The organism is Chryseobacterium sp. G0162, from assembly GCF_003815715.1.
Taxonomy (GTDB): Bacteria; Bacteroidota; Bacteroidia; order Flavobacteriales; family Weeksellaceae; genus Chryseobacterium.
This window is the reverse complement of the sequence record NZ_CP033922.1, coordinates 313023-330348: the sequence shown is the minus strand read 5'-3', so window position 1 is coordinate 330348 and position 17326 is coordinate 313023. Positions and strand designations below refer to the sequence as shown.

General features: G+C 34.0%; 19 protein-coding genes and 2 tRNA genes. 9 read left to right on the top strand and 12 right to left on the bottom strand.

Annotated elements, in window-relative coordinates:
* Positions 1 to 20: 20 nt before the first annotated feature.
* A complete protein-coding gene (locus tag EG344_RS01640; RefSeq protein WP_123907978.1) occupies positions 21 to 335 on the bottom strand; it encodes a helix-turn-helix domain-containing protein in 315 nt (104 codons plus the stop codon).
* A gap of 20 nt (positions 336 to 355) precedes the next feature.
* Positions 356 to 718, bottom strand: a complete 363-nt coding sequence (locus EG344_RS01635) for a hypothetical protein (RefSeq protein WP_317126486.1) — start codon at positions 716 to 718, stop codon at positions 356 to 358.
* Between the two features lie 615 nt (positions 719 to 1333).
* Between EG344_RS01635 and EG344_RS01630 the strand changes: the two genes are divergently transcribed.
* Positions 1334 to 2128, top strand: coding sequence for a helix-turn-helix domain-containing protein (locus EG344_RS01630; RefSeq protein WP_123907976.1), 795 nt, complete (start codon positions 1334 to 1336; stop codon positions 2126 to 2128).
* Positions 2129 to 2239: 111 nt separating this feature from the next.
* Here EG344_RS01630 and EG344_RS24185 read toward each other — a convergent pair whose 3' ends face one another.
* Together EG344_RS24185 and EG344_RS24470 are read right to left on the bottom strand one after the other, a co-directional pair.
* Positions 2240 to 2593 (bottom strand): hypothetical protein, encoded by a 354-nt coding sequence (locus EG344_RS24185; RefSeq protein ID WP_228412833.1) that lies wholly within the window; start codon positions 2591 to 2593, stop codon positions 2240 to 2242.
* Positions 2594 to 3187: 594 nt separating this feature from the next.
* On the bottom strand, positions 3188 to 3361 hold the full coding sequence (locus tag EG344_RS24470) for a helix-turn-helix domain-containing protein (protein ID WP_410494006.1): 174 nt from the start codon (positions 3359 to 3361) through the stop codon (positions 3188 to 3190).
* A 263-nt stretch (positions 3362 to 3624) separates the two neighbouring features.
* Here EG344_RS24470 and EG344_RS01615 point away from each other — a divergent pair, with 263 nt between their 5' ends.
* Positions 3625 to 4458 (top strand): AraC family transcriptional regulator, encoded by an 834-nt coding sequence (locus EG344_RS01615; RefSeq protein WP_123907975.1) that lies wholly within the window; start codon positions 3625 to 3627, stop codon positions 4456 to 4458.
* Between the two features lie 637 nt (positions 4459 to 5095).
* Here the strand turns inward: EG344_RS01615 and EG344_RS01610 are convergent.
* Both EG344_RS01610 and EG344_RS01605 read right to left on the bottom strand, forming a co-directional pair.
* Positions 5096 to 5180: transfer RNA gene (locus EG344_RS01610), tRNA-Ser, on the bottom strand.
* Positions 5181 to 5663: 483 nt separating this feature from the next.
* Positions 5664 to 5748 (bottom strand) — tRNA-Ser (locus EG344_RS01605).
* A gap of 432 nt (positions 5749 to 6180) precedes the next feature.
* Between EG344_RS01605 and EG344_RS01600 the strand changes: the two genes are divergently transcribed.
* Positions 6181 to 7053 (top strand): helix-turn-helix domain-containing protein, encoded by an 873-nt coding sequence (locus EG344_RS01600; protein WP_123907974.1) that lies wholly within the window; start codon positions 6181 to 6183, stop codon positions 7051 to 7053.
* Positions 7054 to 7191: 138 nt separating this feature from the next.
* A complete protein-coding gene (locus EG344_RS01595; protein ID WP_262697616.1) occupies positions 7192 to 8175 on the top strand; it encodes an alpha/beta hydrolase in 984 nt (327 codons plus the stop codon).
* A 104-nt stretch (positions 8176 to 8279) separates the two neighbouring features.
* On the opposite strand, the gene EG344_RS01590 is transcribed toward EG344_RS01595, so the two are convergent.
* Complete coding sequence (locus EG344_RS01590; RefSeq protein WP_123907972.1) at positions 8280 to 9512, bottom strand: TCR/Tet family MFS transporter; 1233 nt, start codon at positions 9510 to 9512, stop codon at positions 8280 to 8282.
* 161 nt (positions 9513 to 9673) lie between these two features.
* Positions 9674 to 10546: a helix-turn-helix domain-containing protein gene (locus tag EG344_RS01585; protein WP_123907971.1), complete on the bottom strand. Its 873-nt coding sequence runs from the start codon at positions 10544 to 10546 to the stop codon at positions 9674 to 9676.
* 296 nt (positions 10547 to 10842) lie between these two features.
* On the opposite strand from EG344_RS01585, the gene EG344_RS01580 reads away from it, so the two are divergent.
* Positions 10843 to 11049, top strand: coding sequence for a hypothetical protein (locus tag EG344_RS01580; protein ID WP_123907970.1), 207 nt, complete (start codon positions 10843 to 10845; stop codon positions 11047 to 11049).
* Positions 11050 to 11240: 191 nt separating this feature from the next.
* Here EG344_RS01580 and EG344_RS01575 read toward each other — a convergent pair whose 3' ends face one another.
* Positions 11241 to 11915 carry a suppressor of fused domain protein gene (locus tag EG344_RS01575; RefSeq protein WP_123907969.1) on the bottom strand — a complete coding sequence of 225 codons (675 nt, stop codon included), beginning with the start codon at positions 11913 to 11915 and terminating at the stop codon, positions 11241 to 11243.
* Positions 11916 to 12187: 272 nt separating this feature from the next.
* Here EG344_RS01575 and arr point away from each other — a divergent pair, with 272 nt between their 5' ends.
* Entirely contained in the window at positions 12188 to 12931 is a 744-nt protein-coding gene (gene arr, locus EG344_RS01570; protein ID WP_123907968.1) for an NAD(+)--rifampin ADP-ribosyltransferase, read from the top strand.
* A gap of 67 nt (positions 12932 to 12998) precedes the next feature.
* On the opposite strand, the gene EG344_RS01565 is transcribed toward arr, so the two are convergent.
* On the bottom strand, positions 12999 to 13943 hold the full coding sequence (locus EG344_RS01565; protein WP_123907967.1) for an MBL fold metallo-hydrolase: 945 nt from the start codon (positions 13941 to 13943) through the stop codon (positions 12999 to 13001).
* A gap of 167 nt (positions 13944 to 14110) precedes the next feature.
* Here EG344_RS01565 and EG344_RS01560 point away from each other — a divergent pair, with 167 nt between their 5' ends.
* Entirely contained in the window at positions 14111 to 14653 is a 543-nt protein-coding gene (locus EG344_RS01560) for a hypothetical protein (protein ID WP_123907966.1), read from the top strand.
* A gap of 89 nt (positions 14654 to 14742) precedes the next feature.
* The gene (locus tag EG344_RS01555) at positions 14743 to 14994 is read left to right on the top strand and encodes a hypothetical protein (protein WP_123907965.1); all 252 of its coding nucleotides are present in this window, start codon (positions 14743 to 14745) and stop codon (positions 14992 to 14994) included.
* A gap of 54 nt (positions 14995 to 15048) precedes the next feature.
* On the opposite strand, the gene EG344_RS01550 is transcribed toward EG344_RS01555, so the two are convergent.
* Both EG344_RS01550 and EG344_RS01545 read right to left on the bottom strand, forming a co-directional pair.
* Entirely contained in the window at positions 15049 to 16032 is a 984-nt protein-coding gene (locus EG344_RS01550; RefSeq protein ID WP_123907964.1) for an MsnO8 family LLM class oxidoreductase, read from the bottom strand.
* Positions 16033 to 16122: 90 nt separating this feature from the next.
* Entirely contained in the window at positions 16123 to 16755 is a 633-nt protein-coding gene (locus EG344_RS01545) for an NAD(P)H-dependent oxidoreductase (protein ID WP_123907963.1), read from the bottom strand.
* Positions 16756 to 16908: 153 nt separating this feature from the next.
* Between EG344_RS01545 and EG344_RS01540 the strand changes: the two genes are divergently transcribed.
* Complete coding sequence (locus tag EG344_RS01540) at positions 16909 to 17265, top strand: winged helix-turn-helix transcriptional regulator (protein ID WP_123907962.1); 357 nt, start codon at positions 16909 to 16911, stop codon at positions 17263 to 17265.
* The last annotated feature ends 61 nt before the right edge of the window (positions 17266 to 17326 follow it).

The following is a 17326-nucleotide window of genomic DNA, read 5'->3' as shown; positions in this document are numbered from 1 at the left end:
TAATTGATTAGGAGAGTGTACTACAATTTAAATTTGATCCTTTTCCATTTGGAAATTGTGTTTCTACTTAGATTGAAATGTAGAGCTGCTTCTTTATTATTCATTTTTTTTTCCTTTTGATATTGCAGCATTTTAAATATCGATTCTTTATCATATGATTTATATTTTTGATTAGATTCACCATGACCAAATATTATTACATTGAGCGCAAGTACATCAAGTGAAATAAGCTTTTTTTTGCTAAGAATTTTTTCGCAAGCTGTTCGTTTTTCAGGATGGCGCAATGCTATAATATCTTCGTAGATTCTCTTGTAATTTGGGTCTTCGTTGTACATATATAAAATTAATTGATATCTTAATTATTACTTTCGTGGCCGTATTTAAGGACCCATTTATGTAAAGTTGCTTTTGGTATTCTATAATCTGTAATAATATCTTGTTTCGTTTTTACTCCGGTTCTTAAAAGATCCAAAATAAAATCAATCAATTCTTGGGTATAAACTTTTTTTCTAAAATTTGGAAGAACTTTAGACTTTTGATTTTTATTAGATCCTTTTTCTAGAGAGTACAGAATTAAGTGTTGGGAATACAATCTGAAGAAATCATACTCAAGGAATTTCGACCATTTCAATAAAAGTCCTGTAGGTAATTCCTCTTCCTCGTACATGTTTAGAATTTCATGCTCAGGAAGTTTGAATAAAGATTTTATTCTATTCATCTCTATATTATTTTCATTAATCTTTTTGCTAATACAGCTTCCTATATGTAAATCTTTGTAATTCATAATGTTCAAATTTATAAAGTAGTATGAAGAAAAATGTTATGGTAATTATTCCAACACATATTGATTTTATAACATTATAGCGGAGGCTGATAGTACTTATAATAAGGCGATATATGTTGTATCCAACGTTGCTTACGAATAGTACTTGTGTTGGGTAGATACTATATGAAAACAGCTGCCTTCAGTAGTATAGGCAGCTGTATAGGTACTATAACTTAGATAATCTAAATTTGATGCAAATAAGGTAATTTTAGCGATGATTTGGTTATTAAATCTATCCCAATGATTGTTATTATTATATATTTTTCTTTGTTTGGGGTGTGTTGAGTGATTGAAGTATGAAATATAATGTGCTCTGGTATGAAGGATTATATTTTAGATGCCCTTTGCAGATATTCATGTAATGGAGTTGTTACTATTTACTTTATAATAATTGCCTGTTTATGTGATGAAACATCTTTTTTTGTTGTTAAAATTATTCATTATTTAAAGTTTTTTTTCAAAAGTTATGAAAGTTGAATATTACAAAAAATAGCAAAATTGTACCAAATGAACGATGAAATTATTGAAAAGGATCTTGATCTAGAGGCACAGATAAAAGATCATATTGCTTATTTTCCATTAGCAGGGGCAAGCGAAATATCTGGTTTTAGATCACCGGATAGTTATGTTTTTATTTTTTTTGAGAAAGCTGGTGGTAGGCATTCTGTTGACTTTGTGGATTATGAAGAGGAAGATAACCAAGTTCATGTTTCCTTTCCCGGACAAATTCATTCCTGGAAGACGAAAGCTGAAGCAAAGGGACATAAGTTGATTTTGTCTAAAAGATTTATTGAAACTAAATTATGCAATATGAAATTTTTATCATTATTGTATAATAAGTTTCCTGTTATCAATATACCCATTGAAGTGAGTAGGAAATTATCTCTGGAATTTCAGTTAATGAAAGGAGAGCTTGATGCGGAATTTGTCAATTCAGATGTGATAAGTTTTAGAACAAAAATTATAGTCTCATTTATAAAATCGGTTATAGAGGAGCTTGAAGAGCAGGAGTTAACTGTAACCAAGCGCCATCCAATTATCCTAAAGTTTATGGAGTTGGTTGAAATTAATTTTACAGAGTCTAAATCAGTGTTTTTCTATGCTGAGAAACTTGCAGTAACTCCAAATTATCTCAATGTGCTTACAAAAAAGACATTAGGTGTTACAGCAAAAGAACTTATCGATGCACATGTTGTACTTGAAGCAAAGCGGCTTTTAAAAGGGTCTGACGAATCAATCAAGCAGATTGCGTATAACTTGGGATTCTACACTATTGGATCGTTTTCTAGTTACATATCCTAGCAGGTTTAGGGAATAGACAAAAAAGCGGCCTATTAAAGCCGCTAACGTTTGTGTTTAATTGACAGAATATTGATTGTATCCTGTTTGCATTTGTGAGGGAAAGGTATATTCTTAATTATTATGCTGCCAGTAAGACCATTTAGCTCCATTATAAACGGTAAGTCTTTTAGCACCGGTTTTATTGATGAAAACAAGCATTCCAGGAGAAGGGTTAATAATATTATCGGTATTTTCGACTGTAGGTAGAAGCAATGCCTTAGTCTGCGATTCAAGTACCAACACGCCGTCTGCAGCTGAATTATTGGAGCCAATAATCGTTTTGGCATCTGTATCTTCATTTACTTGATCTGTATCAGGCTGTTGAGCAAGTTCAGCTGTAACGTCCGCGTCTTGCCCACTGAGATCAATCCAACTTCCATTATAATATTTAATTCTAGCAGTTGTTGCGTTTTCTGCATCAAGCAATATTGTACCTTCTGCTGGGGTGGTAGGTAGGTTACGAGTATAAGGAAGGATGATTCCTTAATTCTCTCCTTGGGCAAACTCCAGTAGGACGGAAGTCTTGTTAGAAGCGCTGCCAACATCATTACCTACTGATGACCTGTGCGGATAGTAGGGACGATACCATAGTCATCATGGCTAAGCCTATTGTTTTTTTCATTATGTAGTTTGTTTTTTATTTCTTTTTTCTTTTTAATTATGGAGTTAACTTAATACATATAGATGAATATGTTCAGAAAGTTCGGATCCTTTTTCATTTGCCAAAATTATTGGAAATAAGATAGGAGACTGTTATTTAAATCATCCTTATGTTTAGTATATTTATAAATATCCTGAATTTTAGATGAAATTTTAAACACCTGAAATAATTTCAATAATATAGTTTGTTTCCATTGAACTATTTTTGATATGGAAATGACAGAAGTAGATGTATAATATTATCTTTTATTTCTTCAATCACTACTATTTCATAAGTTGAAGCCGGTCATATAAAACCAGCTTCTTTTTATAAGCAATTATTTTAAAAAACCATTTGGTTTAAAACTAATTATTTTTAGTTTAGATCACTGCAGCGTGTTCTCTAAACTGAGTTGGCGTCATTCCTAATTTTAATTTAACAAACTGACAAAAGTGAGCAGTTTCTACAAAACCTAGTTCAACACAAATTTGTTTCAGATTCAACTCTGTTGATAGTAGCAGCCGTTTGGTTTCCAGTAATACTCTGTCTTGGATGATTTTTTTTGCTGTAAATGTAGTATGTTCCTTACTTAGAACATTGAAAAAGCGGCTTATACAGCGGCTTTTTTTATTTATGTATGTAATTTAATTTTCATTACTGTGAATCTACTTTTTTAAAAATGCGGGCAATTTTTTTATAATTTAAATATTAAATAGAATAATTCAATTAACCGTACTTGGTTTTTTGTTGTTTAATTTTGGGTAACTTATAAAAAGTTATAAAAATTGAATTTTTACATAATGTAAAAGATTACTGAATGAACGATGAATTTATTGAAAATGGTTTTGAATTTGAAGCAAGGATAAAAGACCATATCGCGTATTTTCCCTTAGCAGGTGAAAGTGAGAATTTGCGTTTTAGAGCACCTAATAGTTATGTAATTATTTTTTTTGAACGGGCTTCTGGTATTCATACTATTGATTTTGTAGAATATGAAGAGAAAGATAACCAGATTCATATTTCCTTTCCCGGACAGATGCATTCGTGGAAGACTCACAAAGGAGCAAGAGGGCATAAGCTGATTTTATCAAAAAGGTTTGTTGAAGCTAAATTATACAGTTCAAAAGTTTTATCTCCTTTATCTAACAAATTTCCAGTTATTAATGTACCTCAGGCCATGAGCGAAAAGTTATCATTTGAGTTTAAGCTGATCAGCGACGAATATAAAGATGATAATTACAATTTGGATGTGCTAAGCTTCAGGACTAAGATTATTTTCTCTTTTATTGATGAATTACTTGGTGAAGAGGAGAGGAAAGAACTTTTAACGACTAGAAGGAACCCAATTGTTGTAAACTTTTTTGAATTGATCGAAAAGAATTTTACAGAGTCCAAAGCTGTTGCTTTTTATGCAGATAAATTATCTGTAACGCCAAATTATTTAAATGTTATAACTAAAAATACGCTTGGAGTAACTGCGAAAGAGCTTATTGATTCAAGAGTGGTGTTGGAAGCAAAACGTCAATTAAAAGGGTCAACCCAAACTATCAAAGAGGTTGCCTTTAATTTGGGGTTTTACAGCATTGCTTCTTTTTCGGTTTTTATACGGAATAGAACGGGAATATATCCATCAAAATTTCGAAAGACTTAATAGAAATAACATTGAAAAAGCGGCTTATACAGCGGCTTTTTTATTTATGTATGTAATTTAATTTTCATTACTGTGAATCTACTTTTTTAAAAATGCGGACAATTTTTTTATAATTTAAACATTAAATAGAATAATTTAATTAACCGTACTTGATTTTTTGTTGTTTAATTTTGGGTAACAAAGTTTCTTAAGTGAATGATTATTAATGAGTTTTGTTAATTTTTCGTATGCCCTTTTGCAAATCTTTGCGAATTACATTAACACCAAACTATAAATTTTATACGAAACAAAAGTTTACTATTTAGTCGACGGTAATTCTAACATACACTAAGCGCATCGCTCTGGTTTTGACTTTTGGGCTTTTCAAAAAGAAATTGAGCCCATAACTTTGTTCTAACATAATTAAACTTTTTAAGGGTTATTAATATCGAACTAAAGCCTAAAGTAATCAAGTCGTTAATGTGTTTATACAGTTTGATAACTAGTGTGTTAAGATTTTTTTTGTGGCACTTTTTCTTAATTTTCAAAAGTGCCACGAATGTGCCATAAACAAAAAAAAATCATGCAAATCATTGATTTTGCATGACTTATATATTTTTTTTTTGATGCTTTTTGAAAACTTTCGTTTCGCATGTTGCGGAGAGTGAGGGATTCGAACCCCCGGACCTGTTACAGTCAACAGTTTTCAAGACTGCCGCAATCGACCACTCTGCCAACTCTCCCTAAACCCCGATTATATCGTTGTTTTCAGTGGTGCAAATATATAAAAAATTATAATAAGTCTACTAATAAAAAAACAAACAAAATCCTATATATCGGGCTATCAGGAAGTATTATTTTTATTGATGGACCAAATTGGAGTTTTCAACCTTCATTTTGGTCCTTTTCTGCTTCATTTTTCCAGTTTAAGGCTTTATAGTGAGTAAAACTTATAAGCTGAAAGGTGGGGTTATCATGAAAATGCTGCAAAAATTATTCTTGTTAAGAAAAAGGTTGTCGGAGGATTTTACTTTTTTATTTTTCTGAATACGATGATAAGCTTTCCATAAATTACTGATGTCTGTATTCATGATTTTTTGACCCTTTGAATCATTGAGAATAAACAAAACAGTTAATGCATAGAGTATGCGTTTCATCAGGATTGGTTATTGTCCAGTTTTTATAATAAAAAAAAGGTACAAATCATTTGATTTGTACCTTTTTTGCGGAGAGTGAGGGATTCGAACCCCCGGACCTGTTACAGTCAACAGTTTTCAAGACTGCCGCAATCGACCACTCTGCCAACTCTCCTTCAACTCCGATTATATCGTTGTTTTTAGTGGTGCAAATATAGGAAGTTTTTAAATATTGGCAAAATATTTTTTAATAAAATTTGATGTTTTTTAAATCTAAACAAACAAAGACCTTTTGTAGGGCTCTATTTTAAAATATTTATGGCCTTTAAAGAGTTTGATTATCATTGTTTTGCATGTAATGAATAAGTGGAAAAAGAAATGAGCCAATAGAGTACTCTGTCTGATAAAAATTTCCTGTTGATATAAAAAAGTAAAAAACAATCATGAATGTATCAGAAGGCGTAGAATAAAATTTAAACCGTAATGTGGTTGAAAATTAATCATTCACAAGAAAAAAACTGTAATTTTATCAGGAGTAATTATAGGGATTGTTTTTTAGTATTGATTTGTAAATCTGTATTGTATCCCTATTATTCAAATTGAATGTATGATTGAATTTCAACAATGTCTCCTTGAATCATTTTATAAAAAAATGGGACTGCACAGGGTTAGTCAGACTGACCTAGAGGAAGTTAATTCTGAAAAATATAAATCCTATATTAAGATTCTATATTTACCGGAAGGCTATACGCTTACTGTCGATTTTAAGCAGTATACAACGGAAGAACCAACGGTTTTCTTTATCAATAGCAATCAGCATTTTCATATTGAAAATATAGGAGCAGAGCCTGGTCTTATGATTTATTATAACCGGGACTTTTATTGTATTCAGATACACGATTCGGAGGTAGCCTGTGATGGCCTTTTATTCAATAATCTAAGCAATATGCCAATGATTACTTTAAATGCTACCGATACAATTGTTATTACCTATATTCTGAAAGCTATACAGAATGAATTCAGAGTGAAGCAGGCTCAGCAGGAAGAAATGCTGAGAGTGTACCTGAAGCAGATCATCATCCTTTCTACAAGACTATGGAGTGTTCAGCATCTGGACAAAGTAAATGACGGAATTGACCACGATACAGCTTTCTACCGCCAGTTTAGCCTGTTGGTGGAAAACCACTACAAAGAAAAGCATGCCGTTGCAGACTATGCAGATATAATAGGGATTGCTCCCAAAACACTGACCCACCGGTTAAAAAAAATGAATATGACTCAGCCCAATGAAGTCATCAAGGACCGTATTATTCTTGAGGCCAAAAGATTATTGATTCATACCGCGATGAGTGCCAAGGAAATTGCTTATCACCTCGGATATGAAGATCCGGCGTATTTTAACAGATTATTCTCGTTAAAAGTTGGGAACACACCTTCAAATTTTAGAAAAAAGTATGACGAGGGAAAAAAGTACAATTAATAAAGCCGTTTGTGTCTTATTAAATTGCTTGGCCGGGAGTAGATTTGCAATATCAATTGAGTATTACAATTCAGAACAGATAAAGTGGTATATTTTAAAAGCTTTAGGTTCTTTTTATTAACATTAAATACAAATATCATGGCACAACAAAGACCTTACAAAGGAGAAAATGATCCTCAGATTTTTACTGAAGTACGCACGTTTTTACAGGCATTGAACTCGGGAGAGGGTACACCCATGGAGTTATTAAGCCCGGAAGAAGCCCGTCAGATCCTGGTAGGTGCTCAGAAATCCGTTGAAGTTGATTATTCAGGAATTGAAGAAACAGAACAGATAATCAATCAGAACGGATATGAAGTTAATATTCACATTACCAAACCTAAAGGAAGTCAGCCCAATGCACCGGTATTTATCTTCACTCATGGGGGAGGATGGGTGTTGGGAGATTATCCTACTCACCGCAGACTGGTAAGAGATTTGGTTGTGGAAAGTGGCGCAGTAGCTGTATTTCCAGATTATACCCCTTCACCGGAAGCAAAATATCCGTTGGCAATCAATCAGATTTATGCAGCAATGCAATGGGTTGCTGAACATGGAGAAGAAATTGGCGTTGATGGAAAAAACCTTGCCGTTGTCGGGAATAGTGTGGGAGGAAATATGACTGCTGTAATGGCATTGATGGCAAAAAATAACAACGGTCCACATATTAAACTACAGGTACTGCTATGGCCTGTTGCTGATGCGGATTTTGAAACCGTTTCCTACAATGAATTTTCGGAAGGTAGATTCCTTACCAAAAATATGATGAAATGGTTCTGGGACAACTATCTTCCAGACACAGAAAAACGTAAAGAAATCTACGCATCTCCTCTACAAGCTTCCTTAGAACAATTAAAAGGATTACCTCCTGCTTTGGTTCAGACGGCAGAAAATGACGTACTTCGTGATGAAGGAGAAGCCTATGCAAGAAAATTAAATGAGGCCGGGGTAGAAGTAACCCTAACAAGATATGGTGGACTTATTCATGATTATGGCTTATTAAACCCTTTAGCTAACATACCAGCTATACAAACATCAATTTTACAGGCTGCAGCAGTGATAAAAGATAAACTTAGCAGATAGGGTATCAGAATATTTTTAGAAATAACACCAGTTCATTTTTGAACTGGTGTTGTTATTTGAAATAGATTCATTTTGATTTTTCATGAAAAGCGTTGAGGAACTTTCTAATTCTTGAATTTATTTCCCTTTTTTTGATGGAATACAGAATGAAGAATTATTACACTAACTAGCATTAAAATAGAAGCAAACAGAAAAGGAGCTCCCGGAAGTTTGAAAGGCGCTTCATCATGTGTGAAATAATAAAATAAATTAGTCATTATTGGAGGCCCTAGGATGGAGGTAGTACTTACTAAACTTGTTAATGCCCCCTGAAGTTCACCTTGTTCATTGGATGGGACATTTTTGGTGATAACTGATTGCAATGCAGGACCGCAAATTCCACCTAAACTATAGGGGATAAGGAAGATAAGCATCATCCATTCCTGTGTGGCAAAGGCAAATAAAGACAATCCTACTGCATAGCAAATAAGCCCATAATAAATGCTCTTATGTTCTCCCAATTTAGGAGTTGTCCATCTTATTAGAATACCTTGAACCAATCCTAATAATAATCCAAGTACCCCAAGAGAAATTCCGACCATTCGTTCAGTCCAGCCAAATTTATACATGGTAAAAAAATGCCAGTTGCTCTGTACAGCATGAATTCCAATATAGATTAGAATTAAAACAATAATCAAACCCGATATTTCATGGTGCTTTCCTAAAAATTGAAGTGATCCGACCGGATTAGCACGTTTCCAGTCAAATTTTCTTCTTTTCTCTTTATCTAAACTTTCAGGAAGAATAAAGTATCCATAAAGAAAATTTAAAATACACAGACCGGCAGCGGCATAGAACGGAACTCTTGCTCCATAATGCCCCAATAGCCCTCCAATAACAGGTCCGATAATGAACCCCAGTCCCAGGGCAGCCCCAATCATACCAAAGTTTTTAGCCCTGTCTTTATCTGTTGAAATATCAGCGATATAGGCACTTGTAGTTGATATGCTGGCTCCAGTAAATCCTGCAATGATTCTTCCTAAAAATAACCATCCGATAGAGGGAGCAAGCGCCAGAAAAATATAGTCTACAGCAAATCCAAAAAGAGAAATTAAAATAATAGGACGCCTTCCATACCGGTCACTGAGATTTCCTACCACAGGTGAAAATATAAACTGTGTAAAAGCATAAGCAAAACCAAGCCAGCCACCATATTGAGCAGCTTCACTGATATCACCATGAATAAGTTCTTTGATTAGCTTAGGGACTACCGGAAGAATAATTCCCCAGCCTGTAATGTCAATCAGTAAGGTTACAAATATAAACCCGATTGCCGCTTTTTTTGTTGAATTTTTCATGGTGTAAAAGTAGGATTAGGCAAGCTCTATTTCTTTTACACTTTGATGGTATTTGTATACAATTTATAATGTGTCATTTTTGTTTTTATGGAAGAAAATATGGTAAAAATGGTCTTTTTGTAAGATTGTACAACATATAATTTAGAAGTAGATATTGTTCATTATCTATTCCTGAAACTTCCTGGTGAAACCCCGGTAACTCTTTTGAAAAATCTGCAGAAGACACTCGAATCTTCAAAATTTAATTCATGGCTAATCTGTTTAACAGATAAATTGGTTGATTTGAGTAATGTTTTAGCATGTAGAATCATTACATGATCAATCCATTGTAATACTGATTTTCCTGTTTTTTGTTTCAAGAAAGTTGAAAGGTATTGTGGTGTTAAATGAAGTTTTTCCGCATAAAATGTAACACTTCGTTGTTGGTTTGCATATTTTGAAATCAAGACATAAAAATCATCAATGATTTCATGAGTACGGTTTTTGGTAAAGCTATTTTGATTTATTAGTCCAGAATAGGCTTCAGAAATCAGACACATTAGAGCAATTACAAGATGACGTAGCATTTCAGCCTTTTTGGGAGTGGGACTTTTATGGTAAAAATTTTGTATCAGGGTTACCAATTCTTTTTGTAAGCCTATTTCTTCAGATTGAAGCCTGATAACAGGCTGCCATCGGACCTCGTTGTTCATAACAAATTCACGTAGGACTGGGAACTCTGTAATAAAATCTAAAGAAAGCCCAATCGTTATTATTTCTGCATCTTCGCTTAGGGATTTTGTGTCAATCATCAGTTGGGGTTGCAATACAGCAATATCACCTTCATTGAGTTCATATTCCTGAAAGTGGATCTGAGCTTTCATAGATCCCTTTATCATAAATCCTAGCAATAACCCATCAAATATACGGGTGTTCTTTGTATATTCCTTTTCGGGATGGTTTTGTTGATGCAGAATAACAATACCTTCCATCTTTTTTGAAGGATCAATATGGTACAGCTTATAGACATTGTCAGGAGTTAGGAATAGAGTCATATTCAAATATCTGAATAAATGCACATTTATTGCAAAAATAAAGACTTGATATTTAATAGAATGTTATAAATTGTATATAAAGTCCATTAAAGCGTCAATAAATATCTATATTCAACGGAATAAAAATTGTCTTTTGATATGTTCACAACAAAAAATGAGAGGAGGCTAATTTTTCCTTCTCATAAAATTCTTCAACGGGAATATCTACGATTTCAAAGTAAATAAGACTGATAGAAGTTCCGTCTTTTATTCTTTTTGAAAATAACTATTTTTGCTCAAAAGCATTCACAAAGATAATGATAGGAGCAAGGGAATTTATTAGTAAGGAAATTGAAAAACTGAACGGTTTAATCAGCAATGGAATAGATAAAGAATCCAATACTCAGTTAAAGAAAGAATTATCAGAGCTTATGTATTTACTGGCTATCTCTGATCGGTATCAGATCAGTAAAAAGACCATTGATACCATGTTGGAACTGCCGGATTCTAATACCGGATCATGAATGATTGTGAATCGGATGATCCAGCTCAATGGATTGAAATAAGGATCAACAATAAGGAAATTAGATTATCAGAAGGAGATATCATTATCAGGAAAAAATAAAGATCAATATTTTTTTGAATTTGAAAAAGCCTGATAACCAAAATTGGAAACTTGACTATCAGACTTTAAAATTATGTTTATCGCAAAAATTTATTCTAATAAATTTTTACGGTTATTATCAAAAATATCAGGAATATTACCCGCAATCAATAAGTCGAAAAACTTACCATACCCGTTTTCTATTTTATACTCCAATTCATTTTGGTAGAGTGGGAAAAGGGTGTACAGGGTAATGATTCTGTCATCACTGGCAATTTGCATAAAATCGTCATCAAAAGTAGCGGAAGGCAATAAAATACTGCTTGTAAACTGAGTATTTTCATCATAAGGTTCCGAAACATCACTCCACGCCTGCAGAGAGTGTCCTTCGGTTAAGAACGTATCCTGATGATGAGGAAACCTTGCCATATCTTTTATCATGCCTATGATCCAATCATTTTCTCCCTCACTTGGATATATTTTTTCAAATTTTAGATCTTTAGGAAGTATCATCAAAAGCTCTGCAAAAGTGTAGTCTTCCTTGTTTTCGATGGCATCGGGAACCTGCATTTCCAGTAGACTCATACCAGAAGTTATTAGCAGATTAAAGTCTTCATCTTCAGGTTGGATAAAATAAACATCAAGATGAAAATCGAGAGACAGCATTTCATGAAAAACAGTCATTTCCTCACTTTTGAAATGCTGATCTAAATGTTTTTCCAAAGCCTCAATATTTTCGTAATAATGTTTTTTGTCTTGTATTTTCTTGATTAGTTCCTTGTCCATATTTCTTATTTTTGATTTCTTTAGGCCTTCATGGTATTTTTCAGTAACAGAAAAATTTTACCCCAACATACTGCTCCTTTAAATATAATATTATTTTTTCAATCATGGAAAATGTAGGATCTTTTGTATCAAATTCATGTGAGATCTTAAATGTTTTTATGAATCCAAGTAATTGAATCAATACGATTGACGTATTTGTGTAAATTTACCGAAAGTGAATTGAAAATCTTAGCATCGGAATTTAAAAAAATCTGAAACAAAATATGTATACTATGGAATTTTCACCATTTAACCATGTAGTTAAACTCTGTATCCAGGGAATGGGTATGGAAGAACAAAACAAATCTGAAGAAGCTGAAAAATTATTTATGCAAGGCTGGAATGAAGCAACAGACGATTTCGAAAAATTTCTTGCAGCGTATTACGTGGCCCGACTTCAAAAAAAAGTTTACAATCGGCTACAATGGTTTGAAATAGCTCTACAACATGCTTTAAAAGCAAATGATGATACGTCTAAAAGTGCTTTTCATACTCTTTATTTAAAGATTGCCGAATGTTATCATGAGCTTTCAGATCCGGAAAAAGTAAAAGAATATAATGCGCTGGCAATATCGGTAAAAGATAAAATCTTTGATAAAGGTCCTTTTTATCATGGAACCAAAGCTGATCTGAAAATAGGAGATTTCTTAACAGCAGGGGGCCATTCTAATTATAAGTCTGAATTTATCATGAATCATATTTACTTTACATCCTTAGTCAATGGAGCTGGACTTGCTGCTGCATTAGCAAAAGGAGATGGATCAGAAAAGGTATATGTGGTAGAACCAGTGGGAAGTTTTGAAAATGATCCGAATCTGACTGATAAAAAATTTCCGGGTAATCTGACCCGTTCCTATCGCTCTGAAGCTCCATTGAAAATTATTGGGGAAGCAACCGGTTGGAATAAGCCGGACCCTGAAGAACTTCAGAAATTTCGTGGCAAATTGGAAAACAATAAAGGAGAAATAATTAATTAATCAGTGGAAGATTTGAAGAATGTAGGATAAAAAAGCGATGAAGGTTATGTTTCATCGCTTTTTACTATTAAGGTAAGTTAATTCTTTTACCCTGTTCAGGGAAAACATATTTTACCTTTAAAGGATTGTTTTTCAATAATTCTTGTTTGATGATCTCAGGATTGTTACCTGTGGGTTTTCTGTGGGTAACCACAATAGTAAGGTCTTCCAGATCTTTTTTTCCGGTTTTTTCCTTCAGTTTTTCCAGTTCTTCTACTAAAAGATTAGGGGTAAGGTGACCAAACAGAAGATTTTCAGGCTGGCTGTTTGGGAAAGAAACTTCAATCAATAGGGTGTTTAATTGTTTTTTTTGGATCAATGGGGCTACATTTTTCCAAAGATTGTCCATGCGGTCAGACTTCTCAATTCTGTCGGCACCAGTATCTCCAAGATAAAGAAGGTAATAGTCATTATTTCTGACCAATGCAGCACTGCTTTTATATGGATTGACATGGCTTAATTCAAATCCTGTTAAGAAAAAAGAAGTCTTCTGTGTTGGAGTTTCTACTCCCTCCTGAAGTTCATTATAATGATATTTTCCAAGGATAGGCTTCTGTCCCTGATCTGCGAAATTGATCCAGGTATCTGTAATAAAATAATGATTCTGCAGAATCTGAATTACCGATGGTATGGCAAAAATATCTTTTTTGGCATCAGCCGGAGAATTGATAATAAGACCGGCTAAATGATCCAAATGGCCGTGGGAAATAAAATATCCCTTGATCTGGTCTTTCAAAACTGTTTCCTCTGAGCCGGTAAGGCTTTTTTGTTGAATTGCTTTTCGGATTCCGGTATTTACCGTTCCGGCATCCAGGCAAAGGAATGTATTGTCTTTGGTACCTCCAACTAAATAAGCAGATAAGTTATCTTCCTGTTCTCCTCCATAAATACCTAATGGAATAACGTCAAAATTTTGTGCCTGGCAGGCCAGATGTAACAAAAGCGCCAGTAAAGAAAATGCTGTTTTTTTCATTATATTAAAAACTAAAAACTTAACCTTTGCGGTAAGATAGGACAAATTTACATTATTTTTTTCCGGTTTCGCTTATCAATAACCGATCATTCTTGAACTAAAAAAGCCTAAAACTGAAATCGCTAAATTTAATATCTTTAAGTCCGAAAATCATTAAAATAGTCAATATGAAAATAAAACCGTTTACTCTGGCACTGGCCGTCCTTTTTCAATTCTTAAGCGTTACTGCATTTTCACAAAAAACAGCAGATTTGAATTCCTTATTGGATAAAAACTCAGGATTTGTTTTTCCACAGACACCAGATAAAATTTCGAAAGCCTTGCATGTGGAAACTGTTTTCTATGAAGATGCTAATGAAGAGAAATATGCTAAATGGCTTACGAAATCAGGATTAGAGCTTTATAGTAGTCTCGGAAAGAATAATGTTATTAACGAAATGTTTTTTGACGTATCCGATAATAAAGACTTGGTCATAAGTGGGTTACCATACGGTCTTGTGATGAATAAAACTACTTTGGAGAAAGCTAAAGTTCAATTCAAAAAAAATGACGCAAAAATTCAAAAGCTTGGACCTGATAGTGAATTTCCCGGCGGAGCAAAACTTATTTTTAAGAATGGAAAGCATTTTACCACATTGTTTTTCGACGATAAAAATCTATTAAAATCCATAAGAATAACAACAGAACTTGTTGATCCTGCAGCTAATTAATCAAATGCTGTACACTTTTTTTCATTTATAAAGGTAAAACTTTTGTAAGTTAGCGAGGATTTCAAATCAAAAAACTAAAACCAATAATCATGGCAGAAAAAGAATTAAATGAGTTAACCGATCAGGAGTTATTAGAAAAAAAGAATAAGTCTAAATCCGACAAAATAACCAATGCTGTTCTCATCGGATTTTTTGTGGGTGTTGCAGTATATAGCTGTGTAACCAAAGGAATTGGGTTTTTCACCTTTTTCCCCTTGTTTTTTGCAGGACTCCTGGCAATTCAATGGAACAAACGTAATCAGGCATTACAAAAAGAACTGGAAACAAGGAATTTGAAATAAGGATTAGCATATGAAAACAGGTCTGCCTATTGTTGAAAACAGGGCAGACTTTTGCTAAATAAGACTTTCATAGGTGAAGATCCTGTCTTCTTCCCTGAACATATTGGATAATATCACAAGGTCATTGGTTCCATACTGCAATGCTTTTTCTTCCAATTTTGAATGGATGGTATCTGGAGTGGCCACTACAACTTTATCCAATAAGGAATTAAACAACTCTTTATCTTCACTTTTAGCAATAAGAGTTTCAACTTCTTCAGACGATTTCAATGCTCCGGGAGCCAGAATTTTTCTGGATTCTACAAACTGATAGACCATTCCAAATGCATTACGGCGTGCCTGCTCTGCATTTTGGGCCACGGAAACAGAAATTGCTGACTGAAAGGATGGCTGGCTTCCATATCCTTTATCATTAAATGCCTCCTGATACATTTTCTGGATCTCTGCATTGGATCCATCTACTATGAAATCAGCCATAGAGTAGGATATACCATATTTAGCTGCTTCTTTTGCCGAGTTTTCTCCGGAACCCAACCAGGTAATTTCCGGTAATGTCAAAACATGAGTAGGCTGAGCAAACAGTTCTGTATCTTTATAGTTTTGCTCTTTTAGATAGGTGATAATTTCTTCCAGTTTATCATTGATGTTATTAAGGATGGGAAGTTTATGTCCATTCAATGCTAAAATAGCATCTTTCGGTCCTCCGGGTGCTTTTCCCAGGCCCAATATAAAACGATCGGGGTAAAATGTAGCGAGCATTTTTGCCCATTCAGCAATTTTAAATGCAGAATAATTACGGAGCATAATTCCTCCGGTGCCTACTTTAATGTTTTTTGTATTGGCAAGAACTGTTGTTGCCAGAATTTCCGGACTGGAACTTCCATAGGCTTCCACGCCATGGTGCTCCGAATACAGAATACTGTGATAGCCTAGTGTATCAGCCATTTTTGCTAATGCCAAACTGTTGTTGAGGGCAGTAGAAGCATTACCATCTTTTATAATAGGTGTTTGGTCTAGGATGCTTAATTTTAGTTCCATTGTAATGATTTATGGGACCCTTAATGTAAGACAAAAAAAGGGAGACCTTTAAAAGATCTCCTGAATTTTATTATTAATTTTATGCTTAATTTAGTTGATCTCCACAAATAACTCTTCTTTCGATCTTCTTACTCTGTCCAGCTTTCCCCACCAGTCTGTTTCTTCATCTTTATAACCAAGAGCCATTAAAACGGTACTTTTTAAGCCTTGTTCCGGTAAATTCAATAGTTCATTTACAGCTTCATTGTCGAATCCTTCTATGGGAGTTGCATCTACTCTAAGGTCTGCTGCTGCCAAAAGTCCGAAACCTAAAGCAATGTAGGTTTGTTTGGAAGCATTATTAAAATGCTGGCCTTTGGTTTGCTTTTCCAGCATTCCCAATAGATTCAAACGATAATCATCAGTGGCACTATGGGGTAGGTTTCTTACCTGATTGCTGAAGGCAAAAAATGAATCAACTCTCTCGGGGGTATATTCGTCCCAGGCAGCAAAGACAAGAATATGTGAGGCTTGTACAATTTGATCCTGATTGCAGGAAATCGGCTGTAATTTTTCTCTCAGTTCTTTATTTTTAATAATTAAAACTTTAAATGGCTGTAATCCTGAACTTGAAGGGGCAAGACGAATGGCCTCCAATATCTGCTCCAGTTTTTCATCCTCAATGATTTTTCCGTTATAGCCTTTTGTTGCAGATCTCCAGTTTAGTGTTTCTTGTAGTGACATAATTGTATGATTTACTTACTGATTGTGATGCAAAGTTACATCTTAAGTGGTTGCTGTTATATACCTGTTACCTATAGGTAATCAGTTACCTGGAAGTAACTAAGTTCCATGAATAGCTGATAATTATCTAACTTTGCATCCTAATAATTAAGTATGAAAAAGGAGAGAATGGAACTGGGACCGGAATGTAAAAACCATATCCGTGGCGTAAAGGACACGGTCTATTTACTCGAAGGGAAATGGAAAACGATTATCATCAGTCACCTGTATTTTGGAGGTAAGATGCGTTTTATGGATTTGAAGAGACAGCTGGAAGGCATTGCAGCCAAAACTCTTTCAAAGGAACTTAAGGATCTTGAGATGAATAATTTGGTGAGCAGAACCCAAAACAATACCATGCCTGTGACGGTAGATTATGAGCTTACAGAATTTGGAAAAAGCCTGCATGATATTATTGATACGATGGCCAAATGGGGAATAGAATATAGGGAGCAACTGCTTAAAAACTAAAAACAGCTATAAAATGGAAAAGACGGAAAAAGTTGTTAAAATAGAAAGGAAAAGAAATCTG